This is a genomic window from Corynebacterium silvaticum (assembly GCF_004382825.2).
Taxonomy (GTDB): domain Bacteria; phylum Actinomycetota; class Actinomycetes; order Mycobacteriales; family Mycobacteriaceae; genus Corynebacterium; species Corynebacterium silvaticum.
In genome coordinates, this window is sequence record NZ_SDQO02000001.1 from 148,220 (window position 1) to 163,200 (window position 14,981).

Annotated in this window: 10 protein-coding genes and 1 tRNA gene; 10 read left to right on the top strand and 1 reads right to left on the bottom strand. The window is 55.4% G+C overall.

The window, feature by feature from the left end:
- Nucleotides 1–224 precede the first annotated feature (224 nt).
- From ET810_RS00760 to clpX, 6 genes are all read left to right on the top strand, one after another.
- Nucleotides 225–298, top strand: a tRNA-Pro gene (locus ET810_RS00760).
- Nucleotides 299–374: 76 nt separating this feature from the next.
- Nucleotides 375–1,727, top strand: coding sequence for a trigger factor (tig, locus tag ET810_RS00765; RefSeq protein WP_134316300.1), 1,353 nt, complete (start codon nt 375–377; stop codon nt 1,725–1,727).
- 357 nt (nt 1,728–2,084) lie between these two features.
- Nucleotides 2,085–2,684, top strand: a complete 600-nt coding sequence (locus ET810_RS00770; protein ID WP_013912109.1) for an ATP-dependent Clp protease proteolytic subunit — start codon at nt 2,085–2,087, stop codon at nt 2,682–2,684.
- 15 nt (nt 2,685–2,699) lie between these two features.
- A complete protein-coding gene (locus ET810_RS00775) occupies nt 2,700–3,329 on the top strand; it encodes an ATP-dependent Clp protease proteolytic subunit (RefSeq protein ID WP_013912108.1) in 630 nt (209 codons plus the stop codon).
- A 76-nt stretch (nt 3,330–3,405) separates the two neighbouring features.
- Nucleotides 3,406–6,213 carry an aminodeoxychorismate synthase component I gene (gene pabB / locus ET810_RS00780; RefSeq protein WP_134316299.1) on the top strand — a complete coding sequence of 936 codons (2,808 nt, stop codon included), beginning with the start codon at nt 3,406–3,408 and terminating at the stop codon, nt 6,211–6,213.
- A 162-nt stretch (nt 6,214–6,375) separates the two neighbouring features.
- The gene (gene clpX, locus ET810_RS00785) at nt 6,376–7,662 is read left to right on the top strand and encodes an ATP-dependent Clp protease ATP-binding subunit ClpX (RefSeq protein WP_087454396.1); all 1,287 of its coding nucleotides are present in this window, start codon (nt 6,376–6,378) and stop codon (nt 7,660–7,662) included.
- Between the two features lie 59 nt (nt 7,663–7,721).
- On the opposite strand, the gene ET810_RS00790 is transcribed toward clpX, so the two are convergent.
- Nucleotides 7,722–8,480, bottom strand: coding sequence for a TetR/AcrR family transcriptional regulator (locus ET810_RS00790; RefSeq protein WP_087454395.1), 759 nt, complete (start codon nt 8,478–8,480; stop codon nt 7,722–7,724).
- 610 nt (nt 8,481–9,090) lie between these two features.
- On the opposite strand from ET810_RS00790, the gene ET810_RS00795 reads away from it, so the two are divergent.
- From ET810_RS00795 to ET810_RS00810, 4 genes are all read left to right on the top strand, one after another.
- A complete protein-coding gene (locus tag ET810_RS00795; RefSeq protein WP_087454394.1) occupies nt 9,091–10,071 on the top strand; it encodes a malate dehydrogenase in 981 nt (326 codons plus the stop codon).
- 164 nt (nt 10,072–10,235) lie between these two features.
- Nucleotides 10,236–12,971, top strand: coding sequence for a valine--tRNA ligase (locus ET810_RS00800; RefSeq protein ID WP_134316298.1), 2,736 nt, complete (start codon nt 10,236–10,238; stop codon nt 12,969–12,971).
- Nucleotides 12,972–14,534 carry a bifunctional tetrahydrofolate synthase/dihydrofolate synthase gene (gene folC, locus ET810_RS00805; protein ID WP_087454393.1) on the top strand — a complete coding sequence of 521 codons (1,563 nt, stop codon included), beginning with the start codon at nt 12,972–12,974 and terminating at the stop codon, nt 14,532–14,534.
- Entirely contained in the window at nt 14,531–14,959 is a 429-nt protein-coding gene (locus ET810_RS00810; protein ID WP_134316297.1) for a DUF4233 domain-containing protein, read from the top strand. Before folC ends, ET810_RS00810 begins: the two co-directional genes overlap by 4 nt.
- The last annotated feature ends 22 nt before the right edge of the window (nt 14,960–14,981 follow it).

Here is a 14,981-nt window from a genome sequence, read left to right on the forward strand (position 1 = left end):
ATGGGGATCGGCGGAAGGATGGCGGAAGGATAATGCGCGAAAAAATTGCCCTAACGTGTGGTGATAATTTCCTCTTTTTGTGGCTTTGAACTGGCGTTTTGGGAATAGTCGATTCTATGGCGTAACTTTTTAGGAGCAGCTTGTACACTGCAAGTACGAACTTGGTGCGAGAAACTCTTGTTCTATGTTTGTATTGTGTGCGCGTTTGTTTGAAAGTTCGACAACGGGACGTGGCGCAGTTTGGTAGCGCACCTGCTTTGGGAGCAGGGGGTCGCAGGTTCAAATCCTGTCGTCCCGACGTAGATCCCTCCACTTGGTAAGGGTGGAGGGATTTTTTAAATTTATTGAGTACCCAACGATCAGGAGAATGGCTCGTGAAGAGTTCCGTCGAAAAGCTGAGCGACACCCGCGTCAAGCTCAACGTTGAGGTTCCTTTCGAGGAGCTGAAGTCTGAGATCGATCAGGCCTACAAGGCGTTGGCTCAGCAGATCAACATTCCAGGCTTCCGTCGTGGCAAAGCGCCGCGCCAGCTTATCGACGCCCGCATTGGCCGCGGACCGGTTTTGGAGCAGGTTGTCAACGACATGCTTCCTACCCGTTACCAGCAGGCCTGCGAGGAGAACGAGCTCGTGGTCTTGGGTCAGCCCACCATTGACATCACCAAGGTTGAAGACGGCGACGTCGTTGAGTTCACCGCCGAGGTTGACGTCCGTCCGGAGATTACCGTCCCAGATTTCGCTAGCTTCAACGTAGAGGTTCCAGCAGTCAAGGCCGATGAAGAAGCAATCGATGCTGAGATCGATCGTCTGCGCGAGCGTTTCGGTGAACTGAAAGACACCAAGCGCAAGCTGAAGACCAACGACTTTGCCACCATCGATCTTGCCGCTTCCGTTGACGGCAAGGCAATCGAAGAGGCCACCACTGAGGGTATGTCTTACCAGGTTGGCGCTGGCGATCTTATTGATGGCCTGGACACCGCTCTCCGCGGTCTGAAGACCGGTGAGTCTGCAGAGTTCACCACCACCCTTCAGGCTGGCGAGTACGCAGGTAAGGAAGCAACCGTTACCGTGACTGTTCAGCAGACCAAGGAGCGCAAGCTTCCTGAGGTCGATGAAGAGTTCGTGCAGATGGCTTCCGAGTTTGACACCGTCGAGGAGCTGCGCGAGTCCGTCACCGCTCAGGTTGAGGAAAAGGCAAAGGCTGCACAGGCAACCGCCATCCGTGATGAGGTTTTGAAGGTGGCACTCGCAGAGTCCACATTCGAGCTTCCAGAAGGCGTTGTTAACGAGCAGGTTGAGGCTCAGTTGCACCAGCTGCTTGGCCAGCTCGCTCACGATGAAGCCGCTTTGAACACTGCTCTTGAGGCTCAGGGAACCACCCGCGAAGACTTTGACGCAGAGAACCGCAAGAACTCTGAAGAAGCAGTCCGCACCCAGCTGTTCCTCGATGCTCTTGCCGAGCAAGAGGCACCTGAGGTCTCTCAGCAGGAGCTGACCGATCATATCCTCTTCACTGCACAGAGCTATGGCATGGAGCCAAACCAGTTTGTGATGCAGCTGCAGCAGTCCGGTCAGATTGCTAACCTGTTCTCCGATGTTCGCCGTGGCAAGGCTTTGGCAGCAGCTATCTGCCGTGTCTCCGTTAAGGACGAGAAAGGCAACGTAGTTGACCCGACTCAGTACTTCGGTGAGGAAGAAGCAGAGGCTTCCGAGGACGAGGCTAAGTAATAAGCTAAAAACAAAAAAGACCTCAATGAGTATGCAACGCTCATTGAGGTCTTTTTGCTATGCCGAGGTAGAAGCGAGATAGAAGATTATGTCGTTTTTGAGAACGCTAGAAAAATCGACGTGGGGTTTTGGGGAGCGCGAGTGCGCTAGCGTTCTCAAAAACGACAACTGGGCAATAAAACCGTGCAACATGCTGTGCCGCTGCGGGGTAGCCGTGAAATAGTGTGGCCCTGCTTGTTAGTTTGTCCTACGCTGTGAGCGAACAGGTGCCATAGGGGGACTAATAGGCAGGTAACGTGGGTTGCATTCGATAGCCACGTGGCTGGCTAAAAATAAAAATCTGTAAGGAGTACTGGAATGAGTGACCAGATCCGCATGGCTCAGGGCAGCGCTGGCCTGAACCTGAGTGATTCCGTGTATGAGCGCCTTTTGCGCGAGCGGATTATCTTCCTTGGAACACAGGTAGATGATGAGATCGCAAATAAGCTCTGTGCGCAGATCTTGCTGCTGTCGGCTGAGGATCCACACCGCGATATTTCCCTGTACATTAACTCGCCGGGTGGTTCTGTCACAGCAGGTATGGCCATTTATGACACGATGAAGTACTCACCCTGCGATATCGCTACGTACGGCATGGGTCTTGCTGCTTCCATGGGGCAGTTCTTGCTCTCCGGTGGCACGAAGGGGAAGCGTTATGCGCTTCCGCATGCACGGATTATGATGCACCAGCCTTCTGCCGGCGTCGGCGGAACCGCCGCTGATATTGCTATTCAGGCTGAGCAGTTCGCGCAGACCAAGCGTGAGATGGCCGAGCTCATCGCAGAGCACACCGGTCAGACGTTTGAGCAGATTACCAAGGACTCTGATCGTGACCGTTGGTTTACAGCTGCGCAGGCTAAAGAATATGGCATCGTCGACCACGTGATTGCGTCCGCACAAGGTCCGCTTTCTAACTAAGGCAGGAGAATATAAATGACTACTTCCGGAATGCAGATGCCCTCTGCTCGTTACGTGCTGCCTTCGTTTATCGAGCACTCTACTTATGGCACCAAGGAGACGAACCCTTACGCCAAGCTCTTTGAAGAGCGCATTATCTTCTTGGGCACACAGGTGGATGATACCTCTGCCAATGACATCATGGCGCAGCTATTGGTGTTGGAGGGGCTTGATCCCGATCGTGACATAACGATGTACATCAACTCCCCAGGCGGGTCTTTTACCTCCTTGATGGCGATCTACGACACCATGCAGTATGTGCGCCCTGACGTGCGCACCGTCTGCTTGGGCCAAGCGGCGTCTGCAGCGGCGGTGCTGCTCGCTGCGGGTGCACCTGGTAAGCGTGCCTGCTTGCCTAACTCTCGTGTGCTGATTCACCAGCCTGCTACGCAGGGGACGCAGGGGCAGGTCTCGGACCTGGAGATCCAGGCGAAAGAGATCGAGCGTATGCGCGCGCTGATGGAGCAGACCCTTTCGCGCCATACTGGTCGTACTCCTGAGCAGGTTCGCATTGATACTGACCGCGATAAGATTCTCACCGCGCAAGAAGCTGTGGAATACGGCATCATTGACCAGGTTTTTGATTATCGCAAGCTCAACGGCTAGCCCGTTTTGGTCTTAAGGAAGTCCCCGCCGCACCCTAAATTATTGGTGCTGCGGGGACTTTGCCATAATCGGGAGCGTGATTACACCTGCTTGCGATGCGAGGGGACGTCGAGAAGCTAGCGGCGAGCCCGAGAAGACTGCTCTCCGCGTTTTAGTCATCGATAATTACGATTCCTTTACGTATAACATCGTGGACTATCTTGCGCGTTGCGGGGCTGCGGTCACAGTGATGCGTAACGACGCCCCCCTCGATACCAATCGCATCTGTAAGCAGGGCGGCGCGTCCCCTGATGCCTTTGACGCGGTCGTGATTTCTCCAGGTCCTGGCACCCCTGCTATTCCCTCAGACCTGGGAATCTCTGCTGCGGCGTTGGAGCATGCGGAGGTGCCGGTACTTGGCGTATGCCTGGGCATGCAAGCGATGGCTTATGTTGAGGGCGGAAGGGTAGAAAAGGCGCCCGAGCCGGTCCACGGCAGGGAAGACACAATCTGGGTGACTTCAACCGGCCCATTGTGGGATGACATCGCGGATTCTTTTACTGTGGTGCGCTACCACTCGCTCGTGGTCACCGACGTCCCCGATTGCATGCGAGTGACCGCTACGAATGCTGAGGGGCTTGTTATGGCCCTAGAACACAAGGCAAAACCGTGGTGGGGGGTGCAATTTCACCCGGAGTCTATCGGCAGCGAATACGGTGAGCAGCTCATTGCTAACTTTGTGGGGATCGCGGAGCAGCATGCACACCGAGGCCCGGGAGAAAACTCGGATGTACAGCAGCGCGAGGTTGTCCGTGCCTCCCGTAGCCGATCTGTTGTGGTGCGTGAGTCGGCTGTCCCAGAGGGAGTAGAACCCGTCGATATTTTTGTGGCCCTCGGAGGACAGGGCGCGCTGGTGGAGTTCGAGGGTAAGAGCATCATTGCGCCCTACGACGGCGGAGAAATAATTGATTCCCTCGATGATTTGTCTCTGAGCGTGGACTCATACCCGCAGGTGCATGTCGAGAGCAACGATGGCGCAACTGCTGCGGCGCTACCCGGGTGGTTTGGCTATGTGGGTTATGAGGCGCACCATTCTGACTTAGGCCCGCAGGCACAGGCGCAAGCTCCCGCGGCCGGTGAAGCACTAAAAATGTTTTTTGCCGAGCGGATTGCGGTCATCGAGCGAGGCCGCCTGCAGCTGGTAGCGCTTGCCCCACACAACGCGCCCGAGGCACAGGAAGCCATAGAGTGGTGGTGTGACGCTGCGATGACGCAGATACATGCTGCCACTCCCGTGGGGACTTTCGACCCGTCTGTGGTGGGACGACTGCGACTGCGGGAATCGCGACGGAAGTATCTGCGCAGTATCGCTGAGATTCAAGAGCTCATTAGCCAAGGTGCAACGTATGAGGTGTGCCTGACCACCCAGCTAGAAGCACCAATCGATGGCGACTTTGATGCACCTGCGGCGTATCGACGCCTCACCGAGATTGCTCCGGCCCCTATGCGATCGCTGGTTGTTCTAGGCGATACCCATGTGGTGAGCTCGTCGCCGGAGAGGTTTTTAAAGGTTAACCAGGGTGTCGTGTCCTCGGAACCGATCAAAGGCACTCGCGCGCGGTGCCAGGACGAGGAAAAAGACGCAGACATGCGGCACGACTTGGCCACGAATCAGAAAGACCGCGCGGAAAATCTCATGATCGTGGATCTGGTGCGCAATGATCTGGCGCACGTCTGTGAATACGGCAGCGTGCGGGTGGACGAGCTGTGCCATGTAAAAACTTTTGCCAGGGCGCACCAGTTGGTCTCCACGATCAGCGGGAAGGCGAGGGAGTCTGCGACCCCCGTGGACGTGATTCGCGCGGCTTTCCCCGGAGGGTCGATGACGGGCGCCCCTAAGTATCGGACGATGGAGATCATCGCCACGCTGGAGGGGCATCCGCGTGGGGTCTACTCCGGTGCGGTCGGCTTTATCTCCGTGGACGGAAGCATGGATCTGGCAATGACGATACGCACCGCGGTCGTGCAGGGGCAGCGCTTGAGCTATGGGGTAGGGGGCGCCATCATCGCGCTATCTTCCGCCGATGCAGAATGGGAGGAGATAGTCACAAAGTCTGCGCCGTTGCTGAGCCTGGTTGCGCAGGGCTTTCCCAATGAAGAGCTTCTGGAATGTGATGGCGTCAGGCTACAACCGGCACTCCACACGCAACCCCCGACGGTGATTGATTCCTTTTTGCTTGTCGACGGCCACGTCCGAGGCTTTGACTCCCATTGCCAGCGCTTCCGCTCCAGTTGTGTGGCCCTACAGACAGCGAGGGTGGAAGAGGTCGATAGGTTCTTAGCCGCCGTCAAGCGAGAGCTTCCTCTGCATGGGGAGTGGTTTCCGCGCCTGGAAAGCCTCCCCGGCGGCACGCTGCGCGTGCGGTTTAGGCCTGCGCCGAAGCGTCGAGAAGCTACGACGCTGACCACTGTGATGGTGCAGCCTGGGCAGCTCCAGCATCCGACGATAAAAGGGCCCGACCTGGCTGAACTGTTAAGAATTAACAATGCAGTACCTACCGACGACGCTCTGCTTATTTCCCCACGGGGAGTGCACGAGACGACCACGGCGGCCCTCTTGGCCTGGAAAGATAATGAACTCGTGTCCATGGGGTCAGAACGCCTGGACTCAGTGACTGAGTGCATGGTCAGGGAGATCGCTCGGGAATTGGGGTACCGAGTGGCCCAGAAAACGTATGACCGCTCGGCGCTGCACGGCGTTGAGCTGTGGGTTGTCAACGCGTTGCACGGAATTTCTCGCGTGAGTGAGCTCGATGGTGAGCCAGTTCCATGCGGCACCCAACGACTAGCGCGATTCCGCCATATGTTGGCCGACAAACAACAGCCATTAATCAAAGAAAACTAAGGGATAATTCTGCTACGGTGGATTGTCTTGTGCCTTGGGGTAAAAAGGCGCTGGGCGCGTACGAGCCCGTTAGTTTGACGCACCCGCTAAAGTGAAGGACAGTCGATTACTAATCCGTTTGGCCGCTGACGGCTGGGAAGAATTGAGAGCTTCAACCTCACCATGACACGTATGCAAGAAAGCGCTGACCTGCTCAAATGCTCCTTCTGCGGAAAGAGTCAGAAGCAGGTAAAGAAGCTGATCGCGGGTGGCGGAGTTTATATCTGCGACGAATGTATCGAACTATGCAATGAGATCATCGAGGAAGAGCTCAGCACCGCTGCTGAGGAGAAGAAGGACGAGGGCACTAAACTGCCGCGCCCCTCGGAGATTTCCGCGTTCCTTGACAAATATGTCATTGGGCAAGACGACGCTAAGCGAATCCTGTCTGTGGCAGTGTATAACCACTACAAACGAGTGCGCGCTGAAGAGTCTCGTGTTCTGAGCACACGTAAGAATAAAGACGATGAGACAGAGTTGCAAAAGTCCAACATTTTGATGCTTGGGCCAACCGGCTCCGGAAAGACGTATCTTGCCCAGACCCTGGCTAGGCTTCTCGACGTCCCCTTCGCCATCGCAGACGCCACGTCGTTGACCGAAGCCGGCTATGTGGGCGAAGACGTAGAGAATATTCTTTTGAAGCTGCTGCAGGCGGCGGAATTTGATGTTCAGCGTGCACAGCGGGGGATTATCTATGTCGATGAGGTAGATAAGATTTCTCGGAAGTCGGATAACCCGTCCATTACGCGAGATGTGTCCGGCGAAGGCGTGCAACAGGCATTGCTCAAGATCCTTGAAGGGACTGTGGCGTCCATTCCTCCACAGGGAGGGCGCAAGCACCCCAATCAGGACTTTATCCAGCTGGATACCTCAAACATTTTGTTTATCGTCGCAGGCGCATTTGCGGGGTTGGAAAAGGTTATCGAGGAGCGTCGTGGCAAAAAAGGCATTGGTTTTGGTGCCGAGCTGACCACCAAAGAAGACATCGATGAGATCGATGTATTCAAAGAGGTACTGCCAGAGGACTTGGTCAAGTTCGGGCTTATCCCGGAGTTCATTGGCCGGTTGCCGATTGTTGCCACCGTGGGGAATTTGGATCAACGATCCCTGGTTAAGGTGCTTACCGAGCCTAAAAACTCTCTGGTAAAGCAGTATCAGCGTCTTTTTGAGATGGATGGGGTGGCTCTGGAGTTTGATGATGACGCCCTTGAGATCATTGCTGATCTAGCGATAGAGCGTGGGACCGGTGCACGAGGGCTGCGTGCCATCATGGAAGAGCTCCTAGTCCCCGTCATGTATGACATCCCGGATAGGGAAGACGTGGGAGTAGTCACGGTGACTGCAGCATCGGTGCGAGGCGACGAATCTCCGCAGATGTCTGAACACACTGGAGAAGAAAAGACTGCATAACAGATGAAGAAAAGCGGTTCCACTGGGATAGTGGAACCGCTTTTTAGATACTGATCAATTTAAGAAAACGGATCTGCGTCGACTTGGTAGGAGGCTTCCTCCATGTTGCGTGTGATCGAATCGCTGGGGGCTGTCGACGTGAGGTAGCTGACGTCATCAGAACCTTTGAGATTGGATGTGAGGAAAGCCAAGACGGCGTCGACCGCCAGGCGAGCCATTCCTTGAGTATTGTCCTCATCCATCATGTCTACGCTGTAGAGGTTGAGCGTGGTGGAACGAGAATTGACTCGGAAGACGGCTAGCGAGGCGATGAGGGTAAACACGTCCTGTGCGGAGATCCCAGGACGGAATGCGCCGGCATCTTGCCCTAGCATGAGCAGCTTGTCTAGCTGCAGCATGATAGAAGACTGATCGGAGAGTGGGCTAGCCTCCGCGATTTTGCCAAAGTGGTGCAGGTTTTCCATCTGCAAAATACGAATAGATTCTGGGTGCATTACGTATGTTCGGAAGACAGCTTCGACGACCTTGCGAACTCCATCGACGGGGACAGGTGTTTCTAGTTGCATGTCCTCTGCTGGTGGTCTGAGCCTGCGTACTGCCTCTTCCAAACATCTGCGATAAAGACCCTTTTTATCACCAAAGTGATAATGGATCATTCGTTTAGACATCCCGGATTGCCTTGCGATTGCCTCAAGCTTGGCATCGGAAAAGCCTAGTTCGGAGAACATCTCTAGTGCGATTGCGAGAACCGCCTGCGGGGAGACCTCTGGCGTGTTATCTACGGAAGTATTCTCGTTGTGATCCACAGTGCCATTCACGATGTACTCCTATCTCGAACAATGACGTCGAGGACTGCTGCGTGGGCCGATTAATCCTCGCGAAATATATAGATAAATTAGTGATATTTTTAACTGTTTCCTCCATGGTGGTGCTCCGCCCTATGCCAGCGTGAACGCAGAACACAGGTTAACTTAGCGGTGGAAACGAAAACTTTTAGAGGGAGCAAGAGAAAAACACTACCCTCGTGGCTAAAGATAGTCGAAAAGTGCTGGGTTTCACTGTTAAAGACTATTCGGGGTTAACGTCTCTATCTTTTTGGGGGTGTTTGGGACGTTTTACTGGCTTCCTTCTCGCTGACGTTCCAGCGCGGTTGTCGGCTAAAAGTGGCTAAAAATGCACTTTCGGGGGTAAAATAAGCCGTTTTGAAATAGTGTTTAAACTCACATGTGATCATTGTCTTCTAGGGATGACCTGTGGAAACGATAAACCGACAGGCAAAAAAGTGGCGTTCCTATTACGCTTGAGGGTGGTATTTGACGTAGTTCACAGCCGTGCAGAGTAATTGCTTGGTACCACCATGGGTGGGCGTCGTGCGGTGTGAGCGTCGAATAAAGCTAGGTTCTTTATTTGTAAGGAGTACAACTCACGATGAATCACTCTGTGAAGAAGATTGCTGTCACTGGTGCGGCTGGGCAGATTGCCTATTCTTTGCTGTGGCGCATTGCCAATGGCGATGTATATGGCAAGGACACCCCAATTGAGCTTCAGCTCCTTGAGATCCCTCAAGCAATCGGTGGAGCTGAGGGCGTAGCAATGGAATTGCTCGACTCGGCCTTCCCACTTCTGAAGAACATCACCGTGACTGATTCCGCCGATGTTGCTTTTGATGGTACGAATGCGGCATTCCTTGTGGGTGCAAAGCCACGAGGAAAAGGCGAGGAGCGGGCTGCGCTGCTGACCGGCAACGGTAAAATTTTTGGTCCACAAGGCGATGCACTGAACCGCAATGCGGCAGATGATATCCGCGTCTTGGTCGTAGGAAATCCTGCCAACACCAATGCCCTGATTGCGCAGTTTGCTGCTAAAGACATTCCCGCTGACCGCTTCAATGCAATGATGCGTTTGGATCATAACCGCGGTATTTCCCAGCTTGCGGACAAGATCGACCGCGATAAGAACGGGATTGAGAAGTTTGTTGTGTGGGGTAACCACTCCGCAGGGCAGTTCCCGGACATTGCTTATGCAACCGTGGATGGAGAAAAGCTGTCCGACTTGGTTGATGACGCATGGTACCGGGATGAGTTCATTCCTCGGGTGGCTAAGCGCGGCGCTGAGATTATTGAAGTCCGTGGAAAGTCTTCGGCTGCTTCGGCCGCGTCCTCGGCAATCGATCATATGCATGACTGGATCAATGGAACGGAAGGGCAATGGCGTACGGCTGCTATTCCTTCGGATGGTTCCTATGGCGTCCCAGAGGGTCTCATCTTCGGCTTCCCGACCATCGCGGAAGGCGGCGAATGGAAGATCGTCGATGGCCTTGAGCTCTCAGACTTCCATAAGGAAAGCATCGCCCGTAACGTGAAAGAGCTTGAAGAGGAGCGCGCGGCTGTCGCCGACCTCCTGACGTAGTTCTCCCACAAAGTCTTTCACAAGATTGCTCCCGACAGGGCCTCATGAGGCTCTTGAATCGGGAGCATTTTTGCTTTTATATATTCGGTGAATAAGGAAAGCCGGGAAGGCTCGAGAGCTACCTAAAAACCCCAGCGTGAAGTGTGCTTGGTGCTAACGCTAAGATGGTCGACGTGACTGCGAATAATGAGAATGCAAACCGCGCTGACCGCCTCCCCGCGAGCTGGGATCCCCAAGCTCATGAGCAGGAGCTTTATCAAAGCTGGGTGGATGCTGGCTACTTCACTGCTAACACCTCTAGCTCCAAGCCGCCGTTCTCTATTGTGCTTCCCCCGCCAAACGTAACTGGCCAGCTCCATATGGGCCATGCCCTGGACCATACGCTGATGGACTCCATCGCTCGACGCAAGAGAATGCAAGGCTTTGAAGTCTTGTGGCTGCCGGGTATGGATCACGCTGGAATCGCGACTCAGACCAAAGTCGAGGCCATGCTCAAAGAAAAAGAGGGCAAGAGCCGGTGGGACTATGACCGCGAAGAATTCATCGGCCATGTCTGGAACTGGAAAAACGAGTACGGCGGAACTATCGGTAAGCAGATGCGAGCTATCGGCGATTCCGTCGATTGGTCCCGCGAGCGCTTTACCCTTGATGAGGGCCTCTCACGCGCAGTCCAAACTATTTTCAAGCAGATGTATGACCGCGGGATGATTTATCAGGCTAACCGCCTGGTCAACTGGTCGCCGGTGCTGGAGACTGCCGTTTCCGATATTGAGGTCGTGTACAAGGATGTTGAAGGCGAGCTCGTCTCCATCCGGTATGGCTCTCTGGACGATTCCGAGCCGCACGTCATCGTGGCCACCACACGCGTGGAAACCATGCTGGGCGACGTCGCAGTGGCTGTGCACCCAGAGGATGAGCGCTACAAGGACCTGGTAGGCACCTCGTTGCCGCACCCGTTTATTGCAGATCGGCAGATGACCATAGTCGCTGATGACTATGTTGACCCAGAGTTTGGTACCGGCGCAGTCAAGATCACTCCGGCGCATGATCCGAACGATTACGCGCTTGGTTTGCGCCACAACCTTGAGATGCCAACCATCATGGACTCGACCGGCCATATCACGGGCACGGGAACGCAGTTTGACGGAATGGATCGTGCAGAAGCGCGCGTCAAGATCCGCGAGGCACTTGCGGAGCAAGGCCGTATTGTCAAAGAGATTCGTCCGTATGTGCACTCGGTGGGACATTCGGAGCGTTCGGGCGAGGCCATCGAGCCGCGTTTGTCCCTGCAGTGGTTTGTCAGCGTGGAGGAGCTTGCCGCTATGGCTGGCGACGCCGTGCGCCAGGGCGATACCGTCATTCATCCCAAGCCCGCAGAGCCGCGTTACTTTGAGTGGGTTGATGACATGCACGATTGGTGCATCTCGCGTCAATTGTGGTGGGGTCACCGCATTCCGATTTGGTACGGTCCAGAGGACGCCGAGGGGCGTCGTGACATCGTGTGCGTCGGCCCCGATGAGCAGGCGCCCGAGGGCTACACGCAGGACCCCGACGTCTTGGACACCTGGTTTAGCTCGGCGCTGTGGCCTTTCTCCACGATGGGATGGCCAGAAAAGACACCTGAGCTGGAAAAATTCTATCCAACCTCGGTTCTGGTCACCGCCTATGACATCTTGTTCTTTTGGGTTGCCCGCATGATGATGTTTGGCACTCTTACTGCTGAGACCACCCCGGAGCTCCTTGGGGAAGGCCGCGATGGTCGTCCGCAGGTACCGTTTACGGACCTCTTCCTGCATGGTCTTGTTCGCGACGAACACGGGCGCAAGATGAGTAAATCCCTGGGTAACGGCATCGACCCCATGGACTGGGTGGAACGTTTTGGTGCTGACGCACTGCGCTTTACCCTTGCCCGTGGCGCCAACCCCGGCGTCGATCTGCCCGTTGGTGAAGACTCCGCGCAGAGCTCTCGCAACTTTGCTACCAAGCTCTACAACGCCACCAAGTTTGCGCTCATGAATGGCGCACGTGTGGGTGAACTTCCCACCCGCGAGGAGCTAAGCGACGCCGACCGGTGGATCCTTGACCGCCTGGAACAGGTACGCACACAGGTGGATTCCTATTTTGATGCGTATCAGTTTGCTAAGGGCAATGAGGCTCTCTATCAGTTCGCGTGGGGAGAGTTCTGCGACTGGTACCTGGAATTTGCCAAGGTGCAGATTCCGCGTGATCTCGACTCCGCTACCCCGGAGGAGCGTCGCCGCGGAGAAAACACCCAGATCGTGCTGGGACAAGTGCTAGACGCTGTACTGCGTATGCTGCATCCCACCATGCCGTTTGTCACGGAGGTCCTGTGGAAAGCACTGACCGATGGCGAGTCTCTCAACGTAGCGGCATGGCCCACTGAGGCGGAAACAAACGGCGGCGCGCTTATCGACGCAACCGCTGCTCGTCGTATAGCTGATGTGGAGAAGCTTGTTACTGAGGTGCGCCGCTTCCGCTCAGATCAGGGAGTCAAGCCTTCTCAGAAGGTGTCCGCACGTGTGGACTTTAGCGCCTGTGACCTGGAAGAGCAGGAGAGCATCGTGCGCTCCTTGGTTCGCCTTGAGACTCCTGCGGAGGACTTCGCGGCGTCGGCAAGCATTGAAGTGCGTTTGTCGCAGGTCACCGTCGTGGTGTCGCTGGATACCTCCGGAACTGTGGATAAGGTTGCTGAGCGTAAGCGCCTGGAGAAGGATTTGGCAGCGGCAACCAAGGAATTGGAGACCACCGCTAAGAAACTCGGCAACGAGGCATTTTTGTCCAAGGCCCCCGAGGCAGTGGTGGAGAAAATTCGCAACCGCCAGAAGATCGCAGAAGAAGAGGTGGCGCGCATCAATGCCCGCCTTGAGGAGCTGAACTAAGTGGTTGACCAGCAGCATTCACATGATGACGGTGAGCTTGAGCGCACCATTGACGAGACTCTGCACGAGGAGCTTACCACCCTTGGCATGGGGGAAGTGAAACTCAGCGAGGATGGGCTATCCCTCCCAATCTCCATGCACGCTGAAGCCAATGCGCCGGAATCTCGCGAGATCACCCCGGAAGATCTCGCATCGCTGGCGTTGGTAGAGGCCGAGCTGGATCAACGGTGGTCGGAGGTCAAGATTGACCCGACGCTTGACCGAGTAGAGCTCCTCATGGATCTGCTGGGAAACCCCGAACGTGCATTCAACACGATTCACGTTGCGGGAACTAACGGAAAAACGTCGACAGTGCGCATGATTGAGGCGCTCATGCGCGCTTTCCATCGTCGTACTGGGCGCACCACTAGCCCGCATTTGCAGCTGGTCACTGAGCGCATCGCCATCGACGGTGCGCCGATCCACCCGCGGGAATACGTGCGGATATGGGAAGAAATCAAACCGTACGTGGAGATGGTAGACGCTAAGTCAGAGGAATCCGGCGGGCCTAAAATGAGCAAGTTTGAAGTGCTCACCGCCATGGCTTACGCGGCTTTTGCCGATGCACCAGTAGACGTTGCTGTGGTTGAAGTCGGAATGGGCGGACGATGGGACGCCACGAACGTGATTAACGCCGATGTCGCTGTGGTCATGCCAGTAGGCCTCGACCACACAGACTTCCTGGGTGAGAGCATCGAGGAGATCGCAGCGGAAAAAGCGGGGATTATTAAATCCCGATGGGACATTGATGACCTGCTCACGCCGCCGGACAACGTGGCGATTGTGGCGGAACAAGATCCCAAAGCCATGAACGTAATCCTGGAACAAGCAGTGTCGGTGGATGCCTCCGTTGCTCGCTCAGGAGCTGAGTTTGGCGTGATTGAGTCCACCATCGCCGTGGGCGGGCAGCAACTAAGTATCCGCGGACTCGGCGGCGACTACACCGATATTTTCCTGCCACTATCCGGGGAACACCAAGCCCGCAACGCAGCCTGCGCTTTGGCCGCAGTGGAAGCGTTTTTTGGTGCAGGAGCAGGCCGGCAACTAGACCAAGATACAGTGCGCGAAGGTTTTGCCTCAGTGCAGTCGCCTGGACGTCTGGAAAGAGTGCGTACTGCGCCGACAGTCTTCATTGACGCTGCCCACAATCCACACGGTGCCGCGGCACTTGGGGTGGCATTGGACAGGGATTTCGATTTCTCACGACTCATCGGAGTCGTGGCCGTGCTCAGCGATAAAGATTATCGCGGCGTACTGCGGTCGCTTGAACCCTACCTTTCGGAAATCGTGGTGACCACGAACTCCTCGCCACGCGCACTCGACGCCGAAGAGCTTGCCGACGAAGCCCGAAACATCTTCGGCGAAGAACGCGTCCAGGTGGCCTACAACCTGCCTGGTGCGGTCGAACTCGCCGTCGAATTGGCTGAGGATACCGATATCCAATCAGGTGCGGGCGTTATCATCACAGGTTCCGTTGTCACCGCGGGAGAGGCCCGAACCCTTTTTGGAAAGGAACCCGCATGACCCGCTCTTCCGATGACTCGATTGAATACGGGCCACTAGGCCCTGGACACGAACCCGCCAAAGACCCGATGAAGGGGCTACGCGGTGTCATGGCCGGGACCATGATGATGCAAGCCATTTCCTTCTACCTTGTACTTACCGTTATTTTGCGTGTTGATAACGGCATCCACTGGACCACCTTTAACTGGGGCTATGTCACTGCCGTGTCCACAGCGATGCTCATCTTGTCTTTCCTGCAAAAGAAACGCTGGGCGCTGAAAGTAAATATCGGTATTCAGGTGTTCGCGCTCGCAGGATTTGTTGTGCATATTTCCATGGGCATTATGGCCGTCGTTTATATTGCCGTGTGGTGGTACCTGCTGTACCTCCGCAAGAATCTCATTGAGAGAATGAAGCGCGGGTTGCTCACCACCCAGCATCTTTAACCTCGTGGGGAAACCAAGCAGG